The following is a 21,818-nucleotide window of genomic DNA, read 5'->3' on the forward strand; positions in this document are numbered from 1 at the left end:
GATTTAGGCCGTGGCTTTTGCCAGAGCTTGATCCAGATCGGCGATCAGGTCGTCGGCGTCTTCGATCCCGATCGAAACCCGCACCACACCCGGACCGGCACCTGCCGCTTCTTGCTGTTCCGGCGTCAGTTGGCGGTGCGTGGTCGATGCCGAGTGGATAATCAGCGACCGCGCATCACCCAGGTTTGCCACGTGGCTGAAAATCTCAAGCGCATTCACCAGCTTGACGCAGGCGTCATACCCGCCCTTGACCGCAAAGGTGAACAAGGCTCCGGCACCTTTCTTGTAATGCGCCTTGACCCGGTCGTGATAGGGCGAGGAGGGCAGGCCAGCATAGGTGACGTACTCCACGCGATCATCCGCTTCGAGCCATGATGCGATCTTCTGCGCGTTTTCAACGTGGCGTTCCATCCGCAAGGACAGGGTCTCAATCCCCATCAGCGTATAGTGCGCAGCTTGCGGGTTCATCGTCATACCCAGATCGCGCAGACCTATGGCGATGCCGTGGAAGGTGAAGGCCAGCGGGCCAAACGTCTCATGGAACTTCAGGCCGTGATAGGCTTGCTCCGGTTCGCTGAGAGATGGGAACTTGTCATTCGCCGACCAGTCGAACTTGCCCGAATCCACGATGCATCCGCCGGTAACGGTGCCGTTGCCGGTCAGGTATTTGGTGGTCGAATGCACGACCAGCGTTGCGCCGTGTTCGATAGGGCGGCACAGGTAGGGCGTGGCCGAGGTGTTGTCGACGATCAGCGGAATACCTGCCGCGTCCGCGACATCCGCCAGCGCGCGGATATCTGTGACATAGCCGCCCGGGTTGGCAATCGATTCACAGAACACCGCGCGGGTGTTTTCGTCGATGGCGTCTTTCACCGCGTCCAGATCGTCGGTGTCGACGAATTTGGCCGACCAGCCGAACCGCTTAATGGTCTGGCTGAACTGCGTGACCGTGCCGCCGTACAGGCGGGTCGATGCGACGACATTGCAGCCCGGACCCATCAGCGGGAACAGCGCCATGATTTGCGCCGCGTGACCGGACGAGCAGCAGACCGCCCCAACACCACCTTCCAGCGTGGCAACGCGTTCTTGCAGAACGGCCACGGTAGGGTTTGTCAGGCGGGAATAGATAAAGCCGACCTCTTGCAGGTTGAACAACGCTGCCGCGTGATCAGCATCGCGGAACACATAAGCCGTGGTCTGATAGATTGGTGTCTGACGGGCGCCAGTCGCGGGATCGGGGCGCGCGCCCGCATGAATTTGAAGCGTGTCAAAACCGTAAGTTGGGCCGTCAGACATCGTGGAAATCTCCTGTTGGAATGTGTGTTGCAGAATCTCTAGGCGATTGAGGACGCGTGCACAACAATCCTGTCAGCGCATCCACAGGCCCTTGTTACGGATCTGATTGCGAATGACCTGCTCGCGTTTTGGCAAGTTGTCGCGATCGAACATCTCTCGGATCTTGTGGCCCTTGCGCTGCAGCACCAGCTTCTTGATCGGGTCGTATGCCTTAAGCACTTTCTTGACCCGGTTCGGAGCGGCCACGGTTTCCAGCACCTCGACGACATGGTCGCTTTCGCGCGCATAGAGCAGGGGGAAAAGGCGATAGTGACAGCTGACCGAACCGTCCAGCAGGCCCGAAGGCAAGGCATCCCGTCCGCCGCCAAACGAATGGATCACCAGCGGCAATGCCGCCTGATCCAGCCAGGGATCAAGGTTCTGGCCAGCAAGCTCAGGGATATCGTCATCCCGAATAGTGCGGGCGTAGTTCAGAAAACGCTCTCCGAACTTGCGCGGGCAAGAGTAAAAGAAAAATCCGGCGTTGAAGTACAAATAGCGCCGCCAGTAATCGACCGGCTGGCTTGTGTCCTGAGAGCTTTCGAAATCCAGCCCGAATTTGCGATACAGCGCTTCCCAGATTCCGTGCAGTCCGGGACCATACAGGGTCGGCTTGGGCCAAGTGCCTTCGACCCGCAGGGACGCGCTGGGTCGGTCGAAGTCGAAGGGCACGCTATTCAAATCCCCGGTGATCAGAGTGTCGCTGTCGAAAAACACAAAAGGCTCACCCTCGGGCAGGGCCTGCAGCGCCTCGATCTTGTTGCCGTAAGGATAGCTGTGGCCAAAGACATTGTTCTCGAAAGGCAGGATTTCAGCATCCAACTGGCGCAGGGCCTTTAGCGCATCCTCATCGTGAAGGCTTGGATCCTGAGGCCAGCGCGGCCCGGCTTGAGGGACCGCAACGAACAAGCGACCTGCGAAATCCGGGCTGCTGTGACGCAAGGATGCCGCGAACAGCAGAGCCTCGTATTGCAGCCGGTTGTTTTGCCCGATGATGACGATGTTGAATTTCGGGGCGCTGGCCTGCATCCGGTGACTTTCAGTTATTGTGAATGCCGTCGTCCGGCGCTGCTCGGGTGATGTGCTTGACGTACAGCACTCAAAGCCGCCCGTCAAAACCCGAAGTAAGAGGCCCATTTGAAATGTGTCTGTGCAATCCCATGTTAGGCAGACGGCCCCGATCAGGAGTGAGGTAATGAAGATCAACGCAGATTTCACAAAACGCGTCGCGGTTCATTTTGACCAGACCGACTGGGTTGCGTCGCCCGCTGCCGGCGTCGAGCGCAAGATGCTGGATCGCATCGGGAACGAGGTCGCGCGCGCAACGACCATCGTGCGTTTTGCTCCGGGCAGTGCTTTTGCGCCGCATACCCATGATGGGGGCGAAGAGTACCTGGTGCTGGACGGCGTGTTTCAGGACGAGACCGGGGACTTCCCTGTCGGCAGCTACGTGCGTAATCCGCCCACTTCCTCGCACACTCCTTCGGCGAAAGAGGGCGCGACAATCTTGGTGAAGCTGCATCAATTCGATCCCGCAGACCGGACCGAGCTGCGGCGGTCGATCAATGGCAAGGGAAATGCCCAGCTGTTCAAGGACGCGCACGAAGAGGTTAGGGTGTTCAACCTGACAGCGGGCGAGGTGTTGGAGCTGGACGCAACAGAAGGGTTGGAGCTGTTTGTGATCGAAGGATCGCTGCAAGAATCCGGCGAAGAATTCACCAATTGGGATTGGCTCAGATTGCCGCCTGGCACGCGGTCTTCGGCCACCGCAGGTGCATCCGGCGCGCGGGTTTGGACGAAAACCGGGCATCTTTCACAGATGGTCTGATCCACCTGCTGCATCAAAAACAGGCAGATTCAAAGGAAAACCGGGTCGATTGGCTCGGTTTTTTCATTTTTTGACCATTTGGCAAATTTTACCAATTGATAAAAAATTTGTTTGTGGCAAGCTGAGGTCATAACAAACATATCTACAGGGAGTAGAGTGATGGCACAGGGCCAGATTGCCTCCGGCATTGTCTCCGGGCGGCTGTCCAGCGATGAGCTGACCTCGAATTTCACGGATCTGCATCCGCCACTGGCCCCGCACGAGGCCGCCGTGGCTGCTGATCGGTGCTATTTTTGCTATGATGCGCCGTGCGTGACGGCCTGTCCCACGGACATCGATATTCCGCTGTTCATGCGGCAGATCCAGGCCGGCCAACCTGAGGCCGCAGGCGAGACTATTCTGGCACAGAACATTCTGGGCGGTATGTGCGCCCGCGTTTGTCCCACCGAGACACTGTGCGAAGAAGTTTGCGTCCGCGAAACCGCCGAGGGCGCGCCGGTCGAGATCGGGCGCCTACAGCGTTACGCGACCGACAGCGTGATGGCTACGGGGTCTCACCCGTTTCAACGCGCCACGCCCACGGGCAAAACGGTTGCCGTGATCGGGGCAGGTCCCGCAGGTCTGGCCTGCGCGCACCGGTTGGCCATGTTTGGTCATGACGTGGTGATCCACGAGAGCAAGCCCAAGCCAGGCGGTCTGAACGAATATGGGATCGCCGCTTATAAATCGACCAACAACTTCGCTCAGGCCGAAGTAAATTGGCTGCTGGAAATCGGCGGCATCTCGATCGAGACCGGTTCGGTTCTGGGCGAGGGGATCTCGCTGGAGGGGCTGGTCGAAAACTATGACGCGGTGTTTCTGTCCATCGGTCTTGCCGGGGTGAACGCGCTGCGCGCCGACGGCGCGGATAAAGATGGCGTTCGCTTCGCAGTGGATTTCATCTCGGACGTGCGTCAGGCCTCTGATCTGGTTGATCTGCCCGTAGGTCGCAACGTGGTCGTTATCGGCGGTGGCATGACCGCGGTGGACGCGGCGGTGAAATCGAAACTGCTGGGTGCCGAACATGTCACCATCGCCTATCGCCGAGGACGCGATGCGATGGGGGCCAGCCGGTACGAACAGGACCTCGCATCGTCGCACGGCGTTAAGATCATGACCAATGTGCAACCTGTGGCCATCCATGGAAACGGGGCCGCAGTCGAGATCGAGTTGGAATATACCACCAGCCAGAACGGGCAACTGACCGGCACCGGGGAAATGATCCGCCTGCCTGCAGATCAGGTGCTCAAGGCTATTGGTCAAAATCTGGACGGCGCGCCAGACGGTTTGCAACTGGACGGCAATAAGATCGCTGTGACCGGGGCCGGGCGAACCTCGATGACGGGTGTCTGGGCCGGTGGTGACTGTGCTGCGGGGGGCGAAGACCTGACCGTGACCGCAGTGGCCGAGGGCCGCGATGCCGCGATGGACATCCACGCAACGCTGGTTTCGTGATAGGGTGGGGTATTCACCCCATTCCTTTCGCTGCTGAGGTATTCCCATGTCCCAGATCGAACAAGCCGTTGCCCAACACTGTACAACCGGAGCGCTAACCGACCGCGTTCGCGCGGCGCTTGAGGCCAGTGGGATCGACCCTGACGCGGCCACTGTGGCCGATCTGAAGGCGGGGGATGAGTTCCACACCGGCGGCGTTCTGGCGACGGACAACCTGTTCGCGCAGCTGTCGCCGACCCATGCAACGCGCGTTCTGGACGTGGGATGTGGCATAGGCGGCACGTCCCGGTACATCGTGGATCGCTATGACTCGACAGTGACCGGGGTCGACCTTACGCCGGAATTCGTCGAAACGGCCACAGCGCTGAGCGATCTGGTTGGGCATTCCGACAAGGCCAGCTTTCATGTCGGCAGCGCGTTGGACATGCCCGTTCCGGATGCGGGGTTTGACCTTGCGGTCATGATGCATGTGGGCATGAACATCGAAGATAAGGCTGGTCTGTTCGCCGAAGTCTCTCGCGCGTTGGCCACGGGTGGAACCTTCGCCCTGTTCGATGTGATGGGCGGGGACGCGGATGAACCGCTGTCCTTTCCGTTGCCCTGGTCCACCGTGGCTGAGACCTCGTTCGTGCATGCGCCGCAGGTCTACAAAGATGCCGCAGATGCCGCTGGTCTGGAGTTGGTTGCCGAAACTGACCGTACGCAATTCGCGCTGGAGTTCTTCGAGGAAGTCTTCGCGCGCATTGCTGAAACCGGACCTGCGCCGCTGGGTATTCACCTGATGATGGGTGAGACTGCGCCGGAGAAATTTCAGAACTACGTCAAAAACCTGAAGGCCGGGCGCATTCGTCCGACCGAAATGATATTCAAGAAAACCGGCTGAGCCGGGAAGGGAGAAGCCATGGCCGATCTGAAGACAAACTTTCTGGGCATCGAAAGCCCCAACCCGTACTGGCTGGCGTCCGCTCCGCCCACTGACAAGGAATACAACGTCCGCCGCGCGTTCGAGGCCGGATGGGGCGGAGTTGTCTGGAAAACACTGGGGTCCGAGGGGCCTCCGGTCGTGAACGTGAACGGCCCGCGCTATGGTGCGATTTACGGCGCAGATCGCCGCCTGTTGGGTCTGAACAACATTGAACTGATCACCGATCGACCACTTGAGGTGAACCTGGAAGAGATGGCGCGAGTCAAAGCCGACTACCCGGATCGCGCTCTGATCGCCTCGATCATGGTACCGTGCGAAGAAGCGGCATGGAAAGCCATCCTGCCGCGCGTGGCTGAAACCGGTGCTGATGGGATCGAGCTAAACTTTGGCTGCCCGCATGGGATGAGCGAACGCGGCATGGGATCCGCCGTGGGGCAGGTGCCGGAATACATCGAGATGGTGACCCGTTGGTGCAAGCAGTACTACGACCGCCCGGTCATTGTGAAGCTGACGCCAAACATCACCGATATCCGTAAGCCCGCTGAGGCTGCGAAGAATGGCGGTGCAGATGCGGTGTCGCTGATCAACACGATCAACTCGATCACCAGCGTCAACCTCGACACCTTCAGCCCTGAACCGTCTATCGACGGCAAAGGCAGCCACGGCGGCTATTGCGGTCCGGCGGTGAAGCCGATCGCCTTGTCGATGGTCTCTGAGATCTCACGCGCTCAGGCGACGCATGGCCTGCCGATCTCCGGTATTGGCGGCGTGACCACGTGGCGCGATGCGGCAGAGTTCATGGCGCTGGGATGCGGCAACGTTCAGGTCTGCACCGCCGCGATGACCTATGGGTTCAAGATCATCGACGAACTGACGGCGGGCCTGTCCAAATGGATGGACGAAAAGGGCTACAAAAACGTCTCGGAAATCGTCGGTCTGGCCGTTCCCAACGTGACCGACTGGCAGTACCTGAACCTGAACTACGTGGCCAAGGCAAAGATCGATCAGGATCAGTGTATCAAATGCGGCCGCTGCTATGCCGCCTGTGAGGACACCAGCCACCAGGCAATTTCGATGTCCGATGACCGGATGTTTGAGGTGATGGATGACGAATGCGTCGCCTGCAATCTGTGCGTCGATGTTTGCCCGGTGGACGGCTGCATCTCGATGGTGCCAATGGCTGCGGGCGAAGTCGATCCGCGTACTGGACGAGAGGTTCAGCCAGAATACGCGAACTGGACAACGCATCCAAATAACCCAATGGCAAAAGCCGCTGAGTAAACGATCTAATAGAAACAATGAAAGGGCCGGGAAGCGGCCCTTTTTTGCTGGTTGCGCCTTGGGTTTGCTTCCTAAATTGAGTTCAGAAATCGATTGGAGTGCTTTTGGAATTAAGAACTCCGCTGCCACGCCACTATCTTAAAACTCGTGATCTGCGGCCCTAATCATCGTCATCGTCATCGTCTTTTTCTTTTTTGCCCTTACCTTTCCCTTTCCCACTATTGCCTCTTTCTCCTCTGCCTTTACCGCCTTTTCCCTTTGCGCTTTTGCTTTCGCCCTTACCTCTTGCGCCGCGGGCGCCAGATTCGCGCTCGACTTCGCCTCGTTCCGTTTCTTGGTCCCTGTCGTTGCGCCTATCTCTGTTAGCTGTTGCCGCCGTGCTCGCGACTAAGGCTTCAAGCCGATTGTTGTTTGTTCTACTGACCGAGTTTCTGGTGTTGATGCTCGCGCGATCTATCTGGTCGGATCTCGTGTCGTCTAAAGCGCTTCGTTCGCGGGACGCACATTGATCGCGAGACTGCCACACGAAACTGCGCAACTCTTTTGACAGTTCGTCATCACCGGCGAGGGCAAAGGGCCGCGACACCACGTATTGCCATAGTCCGCAACTGTCATTCGCCTGCAAAAGGCGATCTATTTCTTGCAGATATTCCAGTTCTGTTGAGCTTCGGGATGTGACTCCGCATCCGGCCAAAACCAGAAATAGAGCCAGAGAAAACTGGCGCATATCACGCCCTCACACTAACCACGGACCACGCTTGCCCGACGCGTGATCCCACTAAAAACAGATTGGATTTTTCCGAGGATAATAGCATGCAACTGCAAGCTTGGTACAAAAATGCAACAACAGGCTGGCTGCGTGCGTCGGCTAGCGCAAACCAAGCAGGCAATCAAAGTCACTGAGGTAGGCGCAGATCACCATCCGCCAGTCACAAAAATCTGTTTTGTTCAGCTATGTTATAGGCCGGTGTTATGGCCCCAAAAGCTTCCGATAGAGCGTGTCGATAAACGGCTCGGCCCCTTCGAACGGGTCTTCGTCGCCCAGAATCGCGCGGACCTGAACGTCAAAGTCCGCGTAGTGCTGCGTCAGCGCCCAGATCGAAAAGATCAAGTGGTAGGGGTGTAGCCGGGCGATCTTGCCCTGATCCATCCAACCGGTCAGAACCTGGGCTTTTTCATCGACAAGCTGTCTGAGATCTTGAGACAGCGCATCATGGATACGCGGCGCGCCTTGTACCAGTTCATTGGCAAACAAGCGGCTTTCACGCGGCAGTTCCCGGCTCATCTGCAATTTGCGCCTGGTGTAAGACAGGATCTCTTCCATTGGATCGCCGTCGGCATCCAGATCATGCAGCGGGGCCAGCCAAGTTTCCAGAAGGCCGGACAATAGCGCGGTGTGAATCGCCTCTTTCGACGGGAAGTAGTACAGCAGGTTCGGTTTGCTCAGGCCGGCTTCGGCAGCGATTTGGTCGACAGTCGCGCCCCGAAACCCGTGGGCCGAGAACACGTTCAGGGCTGCTTCGAGAATCGCTGCGCGGTTCTTTTTCTGAATTCTGGTCGGTGCACGGTCTTTTGGCATGTTTTCCGGTTGTCTCTTTTTCGGCCAAGCGGGTGCCAACTATGCCGAATTTTGCGGCGGCACCATGCAATTTCTTGACTGATGTCGAACCCGTGATAGCGTGAGTTTGACCAGATGGTCAAATCAAGACACCAAAAAGCGAGCCAAATCGCAAGCAACAGGGAAAACAAGATGGCAGCTCCGGCGCAAAACCTCAGGATTAATGGCGACAGACTTTGGGACAGCCTGATGGAAATGGCCAAGATCGGCCCGGGCGTTGCAGGGGGCAATAACCGTCAGACGCTTACGGACGAAGACGCCGAAGGACGGGCCTTGTTTCAAAAGTGGTGCGAAGATGCCGGGTGCAGCATGGGGCTGGACCAGATGGGCAATATGTTTGCGCGCCGTGAAGGTACGGACCCTGACGCGCTGCCTGTTTATGTTGGTTCTCACCTGGATACGCAGCCGACGGGCGGAAAGTATGATGGCGTATTGGGCGTGTTGGGCGGGCTGGAGATCATCCGAACGCTCAATGATCTGGGAATCAAGACCAAGCATCCGATTGTGGCGACCAACTGGACCAACGAAGAGGGCACGCGCTATGCGCCAGCGATGCTCGCCTCGGGGGTATTCGCCGGAGTGCATACGCAGGACTGGGCCTATGATCGCGAGGATGCCGAGGGCAAAAAGTTCGGCGACGAATTGCAGCGGATCGGTTGGCGTGGCGAGGAAGAGGTTGGCGGTCGCAAAATGCGCGCGTTTTTCGAGCTGCATATCGAACAGGGGCCGATCCTTGAGGCAGAAGGTAAGGATATCGGTGTTGTCACCCACGGTCAGGGCCTGCGATGGACCGAGATCACCGTGACAGGCAAGGACGCGCATACCGGCTCAACCCCGATGCCGATGCGCAAGAATGCCGGGCTGGCGATGGCGCGCATCCTTGAAAAAGTAGACGAAATCGCGTGGTCTCATGCACCACATGCGGTTGGCGCAGCGGGCCATATCGAAGTTTTTCCCAATTCCCGAAACGTGATCCCCGGCAAAGCTGTGTTCACGGTCGATTTCCGGTCTCCGGACCTTGAAGTGATTCAGGATATGGAGAACCGAATGCGGGTGGCCGCGCAGGACATCGTGGATGAGATGGGACTGCAGATCGAATTCGAGACGGTAGGTGGTTTTGATCCGGTCACCTTCGACGCAGATTGTGTCGCGGCGGTGCGAGATGCGGCCGAACGGCTGGGGTATTCGCACACCGACATCATCTCGGGCGCGGGTCATGACGCGTGTTGGATTAACCGCGTGGCACCAACCGCGATGGTGATGTGTCCGTGTGTAGATGGCCTTAGCCACAACGAGGCGGAAGAGATCAGCAAGGAGTGGGCTGCCGCCGGTGCGGATGTTCTGTTTCATGCGGTCGTCGAGACGGCCGAGATCGTGGAATAGGGGGCTCTGCCCCCGTCGCCCGCTGGGCGACTCCCCCGAGGTATTTTTAGCCAGATGAAGCAAGCGGCGCAGACCGCGTCAGGGAGATTAAAATGAGCACTGTCATCAAGAACGGAACCGTTGTGACCGCCGATTTGTCTTACAAGGCGGATGTCATGGTCGAAGATGGGGTGATCACCGAGATTGGGCTGGACCTGAAAGGTGACAAAGAGCTGGACGCGACCGGTTGCTATGTCATGCCGGGCGGAATTGATCCGCACACCCATCTGGAGATGCCTTTTATGGGGACATACTCCAGCGATGATTTCGAAAGCGGTACACGGGCGGCACTTGCCGGTGGCACCACGATGGTGGTCGACTTTGCGCTGCCCAATCCCGGTGAAAGCCTGCTGGACGCGCTGAAGCGTTGGGATAACAAGTCGACCCGCGCGAACTGTGATTATTCCTTCCACATGGCCGTGACCTGGTGGGGCGAGCAGGTGTTTGATGACATCAAAACAGTTATCGAAACCCGTGGAATCAATACGTTTAAACACTTCATGGCCTATAAGGGCGCGTTGATGGTGAACGATGACGAATTGTTTGCCTCGTTCAAGCGTCTCGCTGAACTGGGCGGGATTGCCATGGTGCACGCTGAGAATGGTGATGTCGTGGCCGAACTGAGCGCCAAACTGTTGGCCGAAGGCAATACCGGACCCGAAGCGCACGCCTATTCCCGCCCGCCGCAGGTCGAGGGTGAGGCGACGAACCGGGCCATTATGATCGCAGATATGGCAGGGGTTCCGTTGTATGTGGTGCATACGTCCTGCGAGGATGCGCATGAAGCGATCCGCCGGGCCAAGATGCAGGGCAAACGGGTCTGGGGTGAGCCCTTGATCCAGCATCTGACACTGGATGAAAGCGAGTATTTCCATCAGGACTGGGACCACGCTGCGCGGCGGGTTATGAGCCCTCCGTTCCGGAATAAGCAGCATCAGGATAGCCTGTGGAATGGGTTGCACTCAGGGACACTGAGCGTTGTTGCGACGGACCATTGTGCGTTTACAACGGAACAGAAGCGGTATGGCGTCGGTGATTTCACCAAGATCCCGAACGGCACCGGTGGTCTGGAAGACCGGATGCCCATGTTGTGGACCTATGGTGTGAACACAGGTCGTCTGACGATGAACGAGTTTGTTGCGGTGACTTCAACAAACATTGCCAAGATCATGAATTGCTATCCGAAAAAGGGCGCCATTCTCGTCGGTGCAGATGCGGATATCGTCGTTTGGGACCCAGAAAAGACCAAGACCATCAGCGCCGACACGCAGCAATCGGCCATCGATTACAACGTCTTTGAGGGCAAAGAAGTCAAAGGCTTGCCACGCTTTACACTGACCCGCGGACAGGTGGCCGTGCATGATGGCGAGATCCGCACCCAAGAGGGTCATGGTGACTTTGTGGCGCGTGAACCCAATGGACACGTGAACAAGGCGTTGAGCACTTGGAAAGAGCTGACCGCGCCGCGGCCGGTTGAACGGTCGGGCATTCCGGCGACGGGCGTATGATCAATGCGGGCCGCACATTCTGCGGCCCAAAGCCAAATCTTTTCAAGGCTATGGAATGAATACTGAAAGCACTACCCAGCCCGTTATCGAGGCAAGGCAGCTGGATCTGACCTTCCAAACCAATGACGGCCCGGTCCACGCGTTGAAGGACGTGAACCTGACCATCGACAAGGGAGACTTTGTCAGCTTTATCGGACCCTCGGGCTGCGGCAAGACCACTTTCCTGCGGTGCATCGCAGCATTGGAAACACCAACCGGAGGGTCCCTGACTGTAAACGGCATGACCCCGGATGAGGCGCGTCGTAACCGGGCTTATGGTTATGTCTTCCAGGCCGCAGGGCTGTACCCGTGGCGGACGATCGCCAAGAATATTAAACTGCCGCTGGAAATTATGGGATACTCGGCCGCCGAACAGGAAGAGCGTGTGAGAAAGGTCTTGGAACTTGTTGATCTTGATGGGTTTGGTGGCAAGTATCCCTGGCAACTGTCGGGTGGTATGCAACAGCGGGCCAGTATCGCGCGGGCCCTGGCATTTGATGCAGACATTCTGCTGATGGACGAGCCATTTGGCGCATTGGATGAGATCGTGCGCGACCATCTGAACGAACAGCTTCTGGCCCTTTGGGCGCGGACAGAGAAGACCATCGGGTTCGTAACGCACTCGATTCCCGAGGCCGTGTATCTCAGCACCAAGATCGTTGTTATGAGCCCGCGACCGGGAAGAATTACGGATGTGATCGACAGCCCTCTGCCGAAAGAGAGGCCACTGGACATACGCGACACTCCGGAATTCATCGAGATTGCGCATCGCGTGCGTGACGGCTTGCGGGCGGGGCATTCTTATGATGATTGAGATGCCCAGTTACCGGAGCGGGCGCACAGCGCCCAAGGGTTGCGTCCAGATGAACCCCTGCAAATGCGATCGATCTGGTCGAATGCTGAAGCCGGCCTCGGTTTCGGGCTGTGATTTTCGGACGGAGCGGCCCGCATGAAGCAGTTTTTTGCCGTGTTGACTGTACTGCTCGCCATCGTCGTTCTGTGGTATCTGGCCGTTGCTCCGATGAATATCCGTACTTCTTTGGATCAGGCCGAACGTGCCGGAGAGGCCGTCACCCCCGAAGCGTCGCGTGACCGCCAGCAGGTTTCAGTTTGGATACTGATGGTGCAGAACTCGGACCATATCATCCGGGGCTATGATCTGGACCGCCCACGCCTGCCGACGCCTGTGCAAGTGGGTGAGGAGCTTTGGAAAACCACCGGGGAAATGGTGATAAAAGGCCGTCCAATGTCCAAACGGTCGTTGATCTATCATGGGTGGATCACGCTGCAATCCACCCTGTGGGGATTTGTCCTTGGGACGGCGGTCGGCATTCTGGGGGCGGTCGCGATTGTTTATTCCCGCGTGGTCGATATGAGCCTGATGCCATGGGCCATCATCAGCCAGACGGTGCCGATTGTTGCGCTAGCCCCGATGATTATCGTTCTGAGTTCTCAATTGGGGATAGAGGGGCGCGGGGTGCCCAAGGCGATCATTTCGGCTTATTTGTGCTACTTCCCGGTTCTGGTTGGGATGGTTAAAGGTCTGCGATCACCTGCGGTGTCGCAGTTGGATCTGCTCAAGACCTACAACGCGACCGGGCTGCAAGCGTTTCTGAAACTCCGCCTGCCTTCCTCGGTGCCGTATCTGTTTACCTCGCTGAAGGTCGGTATCGCGGCGGCCTTGGTCGGGACCATTGTGGGTGAGCTTCCGACAGGCGCGATCTCGGGTCTCGGGGCGCGGATTCTGATCGGGGATCAGTTCGGAACACCTTTGGCGATCTGGGCTGCTTTGTTTGCTGCTGCCATCCTCGCGGGCGTTCTGGTGACACTGCTGGATATCGTTCAGCGTGTAACCCTTAGAAGAATGGGGATGGGCGCATGAGCTGGCTGATCTTTGCATTGATCTTTTGGGCAGGCGCGTGGTCGTTGAACGTTTGGTTGGCTCGATCAATCTACCACGATTCGAAAGGCATACGCGTCTTTGTGCCGGTCCTGTTCGGTGTCACACTCCTGATCCTTTGGGAAGGGTTGGTGCGCGGCTTCAACGTGTCGCCAGTCATCCTGCCGCCGCCGTCGATGGTCGCGCAGACCTTTATGAATTCGACGGACATTCTATGGCAGGACTTTAAACAAACTGTCTTCAAAGGCGCCCTGACGGGGTTTGCTATCGGCAGTTCAGCTGCCTTTGTGACGGCCATCCTGATCGATCGGTCGGTGTTCCTGACCCGTGGCCTGCTACCCATCGGGAACTTTGTGGCGGCTCTGCCAATCGTTGGGATCGCCCCAATTTTGGTCAGCTGGTTCGGGTTTGACTGGCAGTCCAAAGCTGCCGTGGTCGTTGTGATGGTGTTCTTTCCGATCCTGGTGAACACCGTACAGGGTCTGCGCGAGGCGGATGCGATGCAGCGGGACCTGATGCGGACCTATGCAGCCAGTTATATGCAGACTCTGATCAAGCTGCGCTTGCCGGCGGCGATGCCCTTCATTTTCAATGGGTTGAAGATTGCCACAACGCTGGCATTGATCGGGGCAATCGTCGCGGAATACTTTGGATCGCCCACACGCGGAATGGGCTTTCGGATTTCGACCGGCGTCGGCAGCCTGTCCATCGACTTGGTCTGGGCCGAAATCGCGGTGGCTGCCATGGCGGGCACGTTGTTCTATGCTTTGGTAGCTATGCTCGAAAAAGCGGTGACCTTCTGGCACCCGTCACAACGTGGATAACAAAAGGAATTCAACAGACCCCGAAAAGGGGCAACAACAGCAACTAGGAGATATGAAGATGAATAAGCTACTCAGCGGGGCGATAGCCGCCTTTAGCCTGGCCGCCAGTTCGGCCTTGGCGGCGGATGAGGTGACATTGCAACTCAAGTGGGTCACGCAGGCACAGTTCGCGGGCTATTACGTCGCCAAAGACAAAGGGTTCTACGAGGAAGAGGGGCTCGATGTCACGATCCTCCCGGGTGGTCCTGATATTGCGCCGACGCAAGTAATTGCAGGCGGCGGGGCTGACGTGACGGTCGAATGGATGCCAGCCGCGCTAGCCGCGCGCGAAAAGGGCCTGCCGCTGGTGAACATCGCGCAGCCATTCAAAAGCTCGGGTATGATGCTAACCTGCTGGAAGGACGCCGGGATTTCTTCGCCCGAGGACCTAAAGAACCGTACTCTGGGCGTCTGGTTCTTTGGAAACGAATTCCCCTTCATGAGCTGGATGAGCCAGCTGGGTATCGACACAGGCGGAAAAGGCGAAAGCGGTGTTGAGGTTCTGAAACAGGGTTTCAACGTCGATCCGCTACTGCAGCGTCAGGCGGATTGCATCAGCACCATGACCTACAACGAATACTGGCAGGTCATTGACGCAGGCGTTAACCCCGACGAACTGGTGACCTTCAAATACGAGGACCAGGGCGTCGCAACGCTGGAAGACGGTCTGTATGTTCTGGAAGAAAACCTGAGCGATGCGGCCTTCACGGACAAGATGGAACGCTTTGTCCGTGCCTCTATGAAAGGGTGGAAGTACGCTGAGGAAAACCCCGACGAAGCGGCAGAGATCGTTCTTGAGAATGACGCGACTGGTGCCCAGACCGAAGAGCATCAAAAGCGCATGATGGGCGAGATTGCCAAGCTGACCGCGGGCTCAAACGGGGCTCTCGATCCGGCAGACTTTGAGCGTACAGTGGCAACGCTGCTGGCTGGGGGATCCGATCCCGTGATTACCAAGCAACCGGATGGTGCTTGGACCCACCAGATCACGGATGCGGCGCTGAACTGATTGCCTGCAAATTGATGCAAACAGCGCGGTCCCAACCGGGGCCGCGTTTCCCGTTTTTTTTGTCGGAAATGTGTCTGTACTTAAGGTCAAAAAGCCGTAGAATTCTTTTGAATAACAACGCATTTCGTTCGAATACTCACGGAAACGGAAGAAAATGCAGGGATTTGCATCAGAATTCAGTACAGCCATTGCCCTGATCCTCAATGGGGATGCAGAGCTATGGGCGATTGTGCTGCTGTCCCTCAAAGTTTCTGTCTTTGCCGTTTTGATTTCCGCTCTGATCGGGATGCCCGTTGGTGCCGCGCTGGCCGTTGCCCGGTTCCCGGGGCGGCGGGTTCTGATCATCCTGATGAATGCGTTGATGGGCTTTCCGCCGGTTGTTGTCGGTCTGCTTGTTTATCTGATGCTGTCGCGCTCTGGGCCGTTGGGCGTGTTGGAGCTGCTGTATACCCCGACCGCGATGATCATCGCTCAGGTGGTGCTGGTGACACCGATCGTGGCCGCGTTGACCCGGCAAGTGGTCGAGATGCTGGCCGAGGAGTATTCGGAACAGCTCCGATCGCTGGGCGTGTCCCGGCTGGCGTCGGTTCCGGTGCTGCTATGGGACGCGCGGTTGGCGCTGGTCACGGCTTTGCTGGCTGGATTTGGCCGCGCTATCGCCGAGGTCGGGGCTGTGATCATCGTGGGTGGCAACATCAACCATGTGACGCGGGTCATGACGACAACCATCGCGCTTGAGACATCAAAGGGCAATCTGGCGCTGGCCCTTGCGCTTGGCGCGATCCTGATTGGCATTGCCATAGCGGTAAACGCGATGGTCAGTGCGCTTACCCTGCAAGCCGAGCGGGAGGGTCTTCGCCATGCGTGATCTTATCTCGGAAATGGCAGGCCATATCGTCGTGAACGGTGTGCAGATCGAGCGCAACGGCACAGCCTTGCTGGATGTTCCGCATCTGGCATTGGATGGACCCGGACCGACGCTGATCCTTGGACCGAATGGCGCGGGCAAAAGCCTGTTGCTGCGGTGCCTGCATGGATTGATCGTCCCGGACAGAGGAATTGTCGAACAGGACGGGGTGCCACTGAACGCCGATCATAAGGCGCGGCAAGCGATGGTGTTTCAGCAGCCGGTTCTTCTGCGTCGGTCGGTGGCGGCCAATCTGGACTTTGTTCTTAAACGCCAGGGTCTGCATCGTTCCGCCCGTAAGCTGCGCATCGCCGAATTGCTGACCGAAGGCGGGTTAGAAAGCAAGGCGCGGCAGTCTGCACGGTCGCTATCTGGAGGCGAGGCACAACGGCTGGCCATCTTGCGCGCGCTGGCGTTGGAGCCTGACACATTGTTTCTGGATGAGCCCACCAGCGCGCTGGATCCGGGCGCGACGCAGATGATCGAACGGATGATCCTGCGCGCCTCAGGCCGGGGGGTGCGGATCGTCATGGTCACGCATGACATCGGACAGGCTCGGCGGCTGGCAGCGGATATCGTAATGATGCAGGGCGGCCATGTGGTTGAACACGGCGACGCCCGTCAGGTTTTGGATGCCCCAAATAGCGAAGCCTCGCGCAGGTATTTGTCAGGCGGGCTGGTTACATAAAAACAAGTTGGAGTTCGGAATGATCCGAAATGTCTTTCGGGCAGTAGTGCTTTCCCTTGGCCTTTTTGCAGGCCCCACATTGGCAGAAGAGCCCTTCATCGTGGTTCAATCCACAACCTCGACACAGAATTCAGGCTTACTGGATCATATCCTTCCCTGGTTCGAGGCCGAAACGGGCATCGACGTGCGCGTGGTCGCCGTTGGCACCGGTCAGGCAATCCGCAATGCGATCAATGGGGACGGGGATGTTCTGTTGGTCCATTCCAAAGCGGACGAAGAACAGTTCGTCGCAGATGGCTGGGGCGTTGAACGTTTTGACGTGATGTATAATGATTTTGTTCTGGTTGGGCCCAAATCGGATCCGGCCAAGGTCAAAGGCGGTTCGGATATCGTGGCGGCTTTGGCCGCAGTATCTCAGGCCAAAGCGCCCTTTGCCTCGCGCGGGGATGACAGCGGCACTCATAAGGCTGAGCTGCGCCACTGGGATGTCGCCGGCGTTGACCCGGCCGATGCATCGGGCACGTGGTATCGCGAAACAGGATCAGGCATGGGGGCAACGTTGAACGTGGCCAGCGGCATGGACGCCTATGCCCTAACAGATCGCGCGACCTGGGAATCCTTTGGCAATCGCGGAAACCTTGAAGTGCTGGTCGAAGGCGATCCGCGCTTGTTCAATCAATACGGCGTCATTCTGGTGAATCCTGAAAAGCACCCGCGCGTGCGCGCGTCGGCGGGCCAGCGTTTTATTGATTGGCTAATCGGCCCGGACGGTCAGGCGGCTATCGAGGCTTTCCAGCCGAACGGCCAGCAGTTGTTCTTTCCGAACGCAAAAGCCGAGGGTTAACCGCTGGCTCCATTGTGGTGGATCGTACCCAGACCAGACAGGTCGTAGCTGCCAAACTCGGCGGCCCGTGTCGCGAACCGCTCGGAGTGCAGGAAACTCAGAAGTTTGAGCATCGGGTCGTCGAAATAGGCCCGGCGCCAGATCGCCAGATCCAAGCGTTCCGAATGCGTGGGCACAAAGCCCAGATCGTACAGACCCGCCAAAGCGCCCAAGCCAAACCCGGCCTCGGCTTTGCTGTCGTGGATCGCGATGGCCAGTTCTTCTTCAGTGCGGGCGCAGGTGGGCAGGGTGTCCAGATCGGCGCGAGTCATACCGTGGGCATCCAGTTGCGCGTCAAACAAACGTTGGCTGGCGGCGCTGTCCTGGCGCAGGATGACACGACGTCCCTTCAACTGCGCAAACCCCTCGATGTCGGTCGCGCCCGAAGCCAGAAGCAATCCGCGCTGGCGTTGGGCGACTTCGAACAGAACCACTGGGGCCTCACCCAAGGCGTCGCGCAAAGCCCGGGTGTTGAACCCGCCATCCTCATGGATGTGCAACGCGGCTGCTTGCGCGGTTCTGTCTTTCAACCGCGTCAGACCGTCGAATGAACCATCATAATATGTAGCCAACCCCGAGCCGCTCTCGCGCAGCGCCCAATCCAGCAGAGGATCGTGACTGCCCGCAACAATCGGGGGCAGGGGTGGTTCGGCGACCTGAGGACCGGACCGCGAGGCGTTCAGCCACGCAATTACCTCAGCCCTTGGAAACAACAGCTTGCCCATGGCGCGCACACAGGGAACCTCACCCGATGAGGCGAGGTCATAGGCCTTCCGCTCGCCAATGCGCAGCAGATCGGCCAGTTCCTTGGTGGTGAGATATTCGGACATTCAGTCGAGACGCACGGCCGATCCGGACCCTGCATCTGCGGCGCTGAACCCGATCTGTTGCAGTGCAAATGGCGCGGCGACGGTGATGACCACCATGGCGGCGACAGCAGCAAGAAAGGCTTTCATAGTCTCCTCCGGCTCAGTTTTCCGGTGCCGTGGCCCGGCGCAAAAAGGCGATCAGGTCGTCCCGGTCCTTGTGTTCGGTGATCCGCTGCATCGGCATCTTCGATCCCGGGATATAGTGGTCCGGCCCCTCATCAAACAGAGCGTTTATCGTTTCTTCATTCCAAATGATATCAGAGTCTTGCAGCGTGTCCGAGTAAAAATATTCCGGTAGCGTGCCCGCCGTGCGGCCGAACACGCCGAACAGAGTTGGCCCCGCACGTCGCTGCCCGTCGGGCGTCAGGCTGTGGCAGATTGAGCATTTGCGCGCGAACTGGCGTTCTCCGTTTTCCATTTCCTCGGGGTTCTTGAGAAAGCTGGGCTCAGCCGCAGCCATTTGTTCCTGATTGCTAAGCGTTTCAACCGGCCAGCTGTACATCGCCTCATCAATACCGCCCGCGTGTAGGTTCAGACCATCCGGGGAAAACGCCAGCGCCCACACGGGTCCGCGCAGTGTGGCCCGGAAATCTTGCGCAATGCGCCAGTCGACGGTATCGATCACCATGATGTAGCCCTCGCCATCACCGACCGCCAACAAGCTGCGATCGGGGCTGAGGGCCAGGGCCAGGATGGGTCGGCGTTCCAGCGTGAAATCCCGTTCTTCTCTGATTTCCAGATCAAGGATTCGCGTCACGCCATCGACGGCGCCATAGGCGATCCAGCCGTCCTGTTGGTTCAGGACCAATTCGTTAATGCCAAACCCATGCTCAACCAGCCGGTCGGTCTCCTGTCCGCTGTTGATATCCCAAACACGCAAGGCCCCGTCGACGCCAGCGGAGTAAAGCCGGGAACCGTCCGCGGTAAATGCAACGTCGTTTACGCCGCTGCCGATTGGACCCAGCATTGTAGGGGGCGAGCCATCGACAGGCCACAAACCTATCGTGCCGTCCCAACTGGCCGTGGCTACATGGGTTTTTGAGGCTGCAACAGCAACGATCTTACCCTTATGCTGGCCTACAACTTGCCCACCGGGCCATTGGCGGAGTGTGAAGTCATCCCCCGCCGAATAGATCGCAGTTCCGTTGAACACCACGGAATTGACCGCGGCCTCGTGCCCTTCCAACCATTCCGGGGATTGGTCGGTCCAAAGGCCAACCGAGTTGTCGAAACTGGCCGTCGCGATCCTGCCATCGGGTGCGGTAGCAATGCCCATAATCGGCCCGCCATGACCTTTGAGCGTAAAGAACTCAGACCAGGCGGGCAGGGGCACAAGGGCCAGCGCCAGAACCAGCCCGCGCATCTATTCAGCGGGTGAGGCGGTTGCTTTCCCGGCCTCTTTTTCCTGTACTTCTTCCAGCCACAGCGAGTGGTGCTCGCGCGCCCATTGCTCTTCGACTTCGCCAGTCCCCATGGCGTCAAACGCGCCTTCCATGCCGACCGAGCCCAGATAGATATGGGCGATGATGATGGCGATGAACACGTAGGCCACCATGACGTGCCAGACCTGCGCGTACTGCATCTCTTCCTGCGGCGACATCTGCACCGGAAGGTTCAGGCCCAGCATTTGCGGAATACCGGTGGAATTGGCGATCGAGAAGGTCTTGGCGAACATCGGCAGCTCGAACGGGAACAGCAGGGACAGGCCGGACAGGCTGATTGAGACGCCCAGTAGAATGCAGGCCCAGAAGATGATCTTTTGGCCTGCGTTGAATTTCTTAGCGGGCGGGTGGCTGCCTTTGGTAAACAAGCCGCCGCCAGCGGCAAGCCATTTCAGGTCCACCCGGTTGGGGATGTTGTGGGCAATCCAGTTCACGGTGACTATGATTAGCCCCAGCATGAAGGCCCAGGCCAGGTTGTTGTGCAGCCACTTGCAGCCTTGCGCAATGACGGCAAAGCCCTCGCGGCCAAAGACTGGGATCAGGAAGTCGCGACCATAAAGGGTGAGCAGGCCGGTAATTCCAAGGATCAGGAAGGACCCGGCGAACAGCCAGTGTCCGAACCGCTCAAAACCGTTGAAGCGGGTGACGGTGCGGCCGGTTTTCTCGCCATCAATCCGTATTTTCCCGCGGATAAGGAAGAACAGCACTATGATTGCCAGCATACCACCCACGATATAGGTGCCGTATTCGCGCAGCGGCCCGGTGCGAAACGCCCACCACCACATGCCGCCGTCCTGGATCAGAACACTGTCAGCTGGCCCGCGCGACGATACTGTTACGTCGGCAGATCCAAACCGCAAAGCACGGTACACATCGCTGTCCGACGCCACTCCGCTTGGGCCGAATTGACCCAGCAGGCCTTCGACGTTGCCTTGCCCCGTGTTTTCAGACCGATAGGTGTTATCCACCTTTTCGCCGCGCTGACGTGCCATGATGTCTTCCAGCGTGGTTGCACCGCCGGTTGACGTCCTGTCAGTGGCAGGCGGGGCCTCGGTTTCGCTAGATTGGGCAATGGCGGTTTGGGCCATTGTGACGGTCAGCAGTAATGCGATGAGTAGACGGAACATCTGAACCTCGGTCAAAATTCCTAAAGGGATGACCCGCGTGTTGCGGGTCATCCGTTCTTTGCAATGACTTGGTGTCAGCCGTCTTTCTGGTCGTAGGCCGTGCCCCAACCCCACGCGCCCGAGCCAAATCCGCGCGCCACGACGCGTTCACGGTAAATGGCTGAGACGACATCGCCGTCACCGGCGAGCAGGGCCTTGGTGGAACACATCTCGGCGCAGATGGGCAGTTTGCCCTCGGCGATCCGGTTGCGACCGTACTTTGCGAACTCTGCAGTCGAGTTGTTTTCTTCGGGGCCACCGGCGCAGAAGGTACACTTGTCCATCTTGCCGCGTGATCCGAAGTTGCCCGCCTGCGGATATTGCGGCGCGCCGAAGGGGCACGCGTAGAAGCAATAGCCACAGCCAATGCACAGGTCTTTGGAGTGCAGGACGACCCCTTCTTCGTTTTGATAGAAGCAGTCGACGGGGCACACCGCCATGCAAGGCGCATCCGAGCAATGCATACAGGCAACCGAGATCGAGCGTTCGCCCGGGTTACCGTCATTGATCGTCACCACCCTGCGGCGGTTGATGCCCCACGGTACCTCGTGTTCGTTCTTACACGCGGTCACGCAGGCGTTGCACTCGATGCAGCGTTCGGCGTCGCAGAGAAACTTTGCTCTTGCTGCCATTTTCTCTTC

At 58.3% G+C, this 21,818-nt stretch carries 22 protein-coding genes; 13 read left to right on the forward strand and 9 right to left on the reverse strand.

From position 1 onward, the window contains the following. Positions 1 to 3: 3 nt before the first annotated feature. Positions 4 to 1,296, reverse strand: coding sequence for an O-acetylhomoserine aminocarboxypropyltransferase/cysteine synthase family protein (locus ACR0MV_RS00690; protein ID WP_480700647.1), 1,293 nt, complete (start codon positions 1,294 to 1,296; stop codon positions 4 to 6). Positions 1,297 to 1,368: 72 nt separating this feature from the next. Beyond that, positions 1,369 to 2,364, reverse strand: a complete 996-nt coding sequence (locus tag ACR0MV_RS00695; RefSeq protein ID WP_480700649.1) for a hypothetical protein — start codon at positions 2,362 to 2,364, stop codon at positions 1,369 to 1,371. A 166-nt stretch (positions 2,365 to 2,530) separates the two neighbouring features. On the opposite strand from ACR0MV_RS00695, the gene ACR0MV_RS00700 reads away from it, so the two are divergent. From ACR0MV_RS00700 to preA, 4 genes are all read left to right on the forward strand, one after another. Further along, positions 2,531 to 3,163, forward strand: a complete 633-nt coding sequence (locus ACR0MV_RS00700; protein WP_480700651.1) for a cupin domain-containing protein — start codon at positions 2,531 to 2,533, stop codon at positions 3,161 to 3,163. Between the two features lie 159 nt (positions 3,164 to 3,322). Further along, complete coding sequence (locus ACR0MV_RS00705; protein ID WP_480700653.1) at positions 3,323 to 4,657, forward strand: NAD(P)-dependent oxidoreductase; 1,335 nt, start codon at positions 3,323 to 3,325, stop codon at positions 4,655 to 4,657. 46 nt (positions 4,658 to 4,703) lie between these two features. Then, complete coding sequence (locus ACR0MV_RS00710; protein ID WP_480700655.1) at positions 4,704 to 5,540, forward strand: methyltransferase domain-containing protein; 837 nt, start codon at positions 4,704 to 4,706, stop codon at positions 5,538 to 5,540. An 18-nt stretch (positions 5,541 to 5,558) separates the two neighbouring features. Next, on the forward strand, positions 5,559 to 6,863 hold the full coding sequence (gene preA, locus ACR0MV_RS00715; protein ID WP_480700657.1) for an NAD-dependent dihydropyrimidine dehydrogenase subunit PreA: 1,305 nt from the start codon (positions 5,559 to 5,561) through the stop codon (positions 6,861 to 6,863). A 160-nt stretch (positions 6,864 to 7,023) separates the two neighbouring features. Here the strand turns inward: preA and ACR0MV_RS00720 are convergent, their stop codons facing one another. Both ACR0MV_RS00720 and ACR0MV_RS00725 read right to left on the reverse strand, forming a co-directional pair. Continuing rightward, the gene (locus tag ACR0MV_RS00720) at positions 7,024 to 7,590 is read right to left on the reverse strand and encodes a hypothetical protein (RefSeq protein ID WP_480700659.1); all 567 of its coding nucleotides are present in this window, start codon (positions 7,588 to 7,590) and stop codon (positions 7,024 to 7,026) included. Positions 7,591 to 7,833: 243 nt separating this feature from the next. Further along, on the reverse strand, positions 7,834 to 8,442 hold the full coding sequence (locus tag ACR0MV_RS00725) for a TetR family transcriptional regulator C-terminal domain-containing protein (RefSeq protein ID WP_480700661.1): 609 nt from the start codon (positions 8,440 to 8,442) through the stop codon (positions 7,834 to 7,836). A 171-nt stretch (positions 8,443 to 8,613) separates the two neighbouring features. Here ACR0MV_RS00725 and ACR0MV_RS00730 point away from each other — a divergent pair, with 171 nt between their 5' ends. The 9 genes from ACR0MV_RS00730 to ACR0MV_RS00770 all read left to right on the forward strand — a co-directional run bounded on the left by ACR0MV_RS00730 (position 8,614) and on the right by ACR0MV_RS00770 (position 17,661). Next, positions 8,614 to 9,864, forward strand: a complete 1,251-nt coding sequence (locus ACR0MV_RS00730) for a Zn-dependent hydrolase (protein WP_480700663.1) — start codon at positions 8,614 to 8,616, stop codon at positions 9,862 to 9,864. Positions 9,865 to 9,956: 92 nt separating this feature from the next. Next, positions 9,957 to 11,411 carry a dihydropyrimidinase gene (gene hydA, locus ACR0MV_RS00735; protein WP_170421630.1) on the forward strand — a complete coding sequence of 485 codons (1,455 nt, stop codon included), beginning with the start codon at positions 9,957 to 9,959 and terminating at the stop codon, positions 11,409 to 11,411. A 55-nt stretch (positions 11,412 to 11,466) separates the two neighbouring features. Continuing rightward, complete coding sequence (locus tag ACR0MV_RS00740) at positions 11,467 to 12,264, forward strand: ABC transporter ATP-binding protein (RefSeq protein WP_480700665.1); 798 nt, start codon at positions 11,467 to 11,469, stop codon at positions 12,262 to 12,264. A gap of 135 nt (positions 12,265 to 12,399) precedes the next feature. After that, positions 12,400 to 13,332 carry an ABC transporter permease gene (locus ACR0MV_RS00745; RefSeq protein ID WP_480700667.1) on the forward strand — a complete coding sequence of 311 codons (933 nt, stop codon included), beginning with the start codon at positions 12,400 to 12,402 and terminating at the stop codon, positions 13,330 to 13,332. After that, positions 13,329 to 14,174 carry an ABC transporter permease gene (locus ACR0MV_RS00750; RefSeq protein WP_170421620.1) on the forward strand — a complete coding sequence of 282 codons (846 nt, stop codon included), beginning with the start codon at positions 13,329 to 13,331 and terminating at the stop codon, positions 14,172 to 14,174. Before ACR0MV_RS00745 ends, ACR0MV_RS00750 begins: the two co-directional genes overlap by 4 nt. Before the next feature lie 58 nt (positions 14,175 to 14,232). After that, the gene (locus tag ACR0MV_RS00755) at positions 14,233 to 15,222 is read left to right on the forward strand and encodes an ABC transporter substrate-binding protein (RefSeq protein WP_170421617.1); all 990 of its coding nucleotides are present in this window, start codon (positions 14,233 to 14,235) and stop codon (positions 15,220 to 15,222) included. A 154-nt stretch (positions 15,223 to 15,376) separates the two neighbouring features. After that, entirely contained in the window at positions 15,377 to 16,090 is a 714-nt protein-coding gene (locus ACR0MV_RS00760; protein WP_170421614.1) for an ABC transporter permease, read from the forward strand. After that, entirely contained in the window at positions 16,083 to 16,817 is a 735-nt protein-coding gene (locus ACR0MV_RS00765; RefSeq protein ID WP_170421611.1) for an ATP-binding cassette domain-containing protein, read from the forward strand. Before ACR0MV_RS00760 ends, ACR0MV_RS00765 begins: the two co-directional genes overlap by 8 nt. A gap of 19 nt (positions 16,818 to 16,836) precedes the next feature. Next, a complete protein-coding gene (locus ACR0MV_RS00770; RefSeq protein WP_480700670.1) occupies positions 16,837 to 17,661 on the forward strand; it encodes an ABC transporter substrate-binding protein in 825 nt (274 codons plus the stop codon). On the opposite strand, the gene ACR0MV_RS00775 is transcribed toward ACR0MV_RS00770, so the two are convergent. The 5 genes from ACR0MV_RS00775 to fdh3B form a co-directional block, all read right to left on the reverse strand. Next, a complete protein-coding gene (locus ACR0MV_RS00775; RefSeq protein WP_170421605.1) occupies positions 17,658 to 18,530 on the reverse strand; it encodes a helix-turn-helix transcriptional regulator in 873 nt (290 codons plus the stop codon). The genes ACR0MV_RS00770 and ACR0MV_RS00775 overlap by 4 nt on opposite strands. Then, positions 18,531 to 18,656, reverse strand: coding sequence for a hypothetical protein (locus tag ACR0MV_RS00780; RefSeq protein ID WP_280636837.1), 126 nt, complete (start codon positions 18,654 to 18,656; stop codon positions 18,531 to 18,533). It lies immediately after the preceding gene. A 13-nt stretch (positions 18,657 to 18,669) separates the two neighbouring features. Then, positions 18,670 to 19,932 carry a c-type cytochrome gene (locus ACR0MV_RS00785; RefSeq protein WP_480700672.1) on the reverse strand — a complete coding sequence of 421 codons (1,263 nt, stop codon included), beginning with the start codon at positions 19,930 to 19,932 and terminating at the stop codon, positions 18,670 to 18,672. Further along, positions 19,933 to 21,138: a formate dehydrogenase subunit gamma gene (locus ACR0MV_RS00790; protein WP_480700674.1), complete on the reverse strand. Its 1,206-nt coding sequence runs from the start codon at positions 21,136 to 21,138 to the stop codon at positions 19,933 to 19,935. It lies immediately after the preceding gene. Between the two features lie 74 nt (positions 21,139 to 21,212). Then, positions 21,213 to 21,809: a formate dehydrogenase FDH3 subunit beta gene (fdh3B, locus tag ACR0MV_RS00795; RefSeq protein WP_170421597.1), complete on the reverse strand. Its 597-nt coding sequence runs from the start codon at positions 21,807 to 21,809 to the stop codon at positions 21,213 to 21,215. Positions 21,810 to 21,818: the final 9 nt, after the last annotated feature.

Source organism: Ruegeria sp. BC3, from assembly GCF_056539265.1.

Bases quoted from the DNA above. Each gene is read 5' to 3' on its own strand.
- ACR0MV_RS00690 (WP_480700647.1), bottom strand. From the start codon at position 1,296: ATGTCTGACGGCCCAACTTACGGTTTTGACACGCTTCAAATTCATGCG.
- ACR0MV_RS00695 (WP_480700649.1), bottom strand. From the start codon at position 2,364: ATGCAGGCCAGCGCCCCGAAATTCAACATCGTCATCATCGGGCAAAAC.
- ACR0MV_RS00700 (WP_480700651.1), top strand. From the start codon at position 2,531: ATGAAGATCAACGCAGATTTCACAAAACGCGTCGCGGTTCATTTTGAC.
- ACR0MV_RS00705 (WP_480700653.1), top strand. From the start codon at position 3,323: ATGGCACAGGGCCAGATTGCCTCCGGCATTGTCTCCGGGCGGCTGTCC.
- ACR0MV_RS00710 (WP_480700655.1), top strand. From the start codon at position 4,704: ATGTCCCAGATCGAACAAGCCGTTGCCCAACACTGTACAACCGGAGCG.
- preA (WP_480700657.1), top strand. From the start codon at position 5,559: ATGGCCGATCTGAAGACAAACTTTCTGGGCATCGAAAGCCCCAACCCG.
- ACR0MV_RS00720 (WP_480700659.1), bottom strand. From the start codon at position 7,590: ATGCGCCAGTTTTCTCTGGCTCTATTTCTGGTTTTGGCCGGATGCGGA.
- ACR0MV_RS00725 (WP_480700661.1), bottom strand. From the start codon at position 8,442: ATGCCAAAAGACCGTGCACCGACCAGAATTCAGAAAAAGAACCGCGCA.
- ACR0MV_RS00730 (WP_480700663.1), top strand. From the start codon at position 8,614: ATGGCAGCTCCGGCGCAAAACCTCAGGATTAATGGCGACAGACTTTGG.
- hydA (WP_170421630.1), top strand. From the start codon at position 9,957: ATGAGCACTGTCATCAAGAACGGAACCGTTGTGACCGCCGATTTGTCT.
- ACR0MV_RS00740 (WP_480700665.1), top strand. From the start codon at position 11,467: ATGAATACTGAAAGCACTACCCAGCCCGTTATCGAGGCAAGGCAGCTG.
- ACR0MV_RS00745 (WP_480700667.1), top strand. From the start codon at position 12,400: ATGAAGCAGTTTTTTGCCGTGTTGACTGTACTGCTCGCCATCGTCGTT.
- ACR0MV_RS00750 (WP_170421620.1), top strand. From the start codon at position 13,329: ATGAGCTGGCTGATCTTTGCATTGATCTTTTGGGCAGGCGCGTGGTCG.
- ACR0MV_RS00755 (WP_170421617.1), top strand. From the start codon at position 14,233: ATGAATAAGCTACTCAGCGGGGCGATAGCCGCCTTTAGCCTGGCCGCC.
- ACR0MV_RS00760 (WP_170421614.1), top strand. From the start codon at position 15,377: ATGCAGGGATTTGCATCAGAATTCAGTACAGCCATTGCCCTGATCCTC.
- ACR0MV_RS00765 (WP_170421611.1), top strand. From the start codon at position 16,083: ATGCGTGATCTTATCTCGGAAATGGCAGGCCATATCGTCGTGAACGGT.
- ACR0MV_RS00770 (WP_480700670.1), top strand. From the start codon at position 16,837: ATGATCCGAAATGTCTTTCGGGCAGTAGTGCTTTCCCTTGGCCTTTTT.
- ACR0MV_RS00775 (WP_170421605.1), bottom strand. From the start codon at position 18,530: ATGTCCGAATATCTCACCACCAAGGAACTGGCCGATCTGCTGCGCATT.
- ACR0MV_RS00780 (WP_280636837.1), bottom strand. From the start codon at position 18,656: ATGAAAGCCTTTCTTGCTGCTGTCGCCGCCATGGTGGTCATCACCGTC.
- ACR0MV_RS00785 (WP_480700672.1), bottom strand. From the start codon at position 19,932: ATGCGCGGGCTGGTTCTGGCGCTGGCCCTTGTGCCCCTGCCCGCCTGG.
- ACR0MV_RS00790 (WP_480700674.1), bottom strand. From the start codon at position 21,138: ATGTTCCGTCTACTCATCGCATTACTGCTGACCGTCACAATGGCCCAA.
- fdh3B (WP_170421597.1), bottom strand. From the start codon at position 21,809: ATGGCAGCAAGAGCAAAGTTTCTCTGCGACGCCGAACGCTGCATCGAG.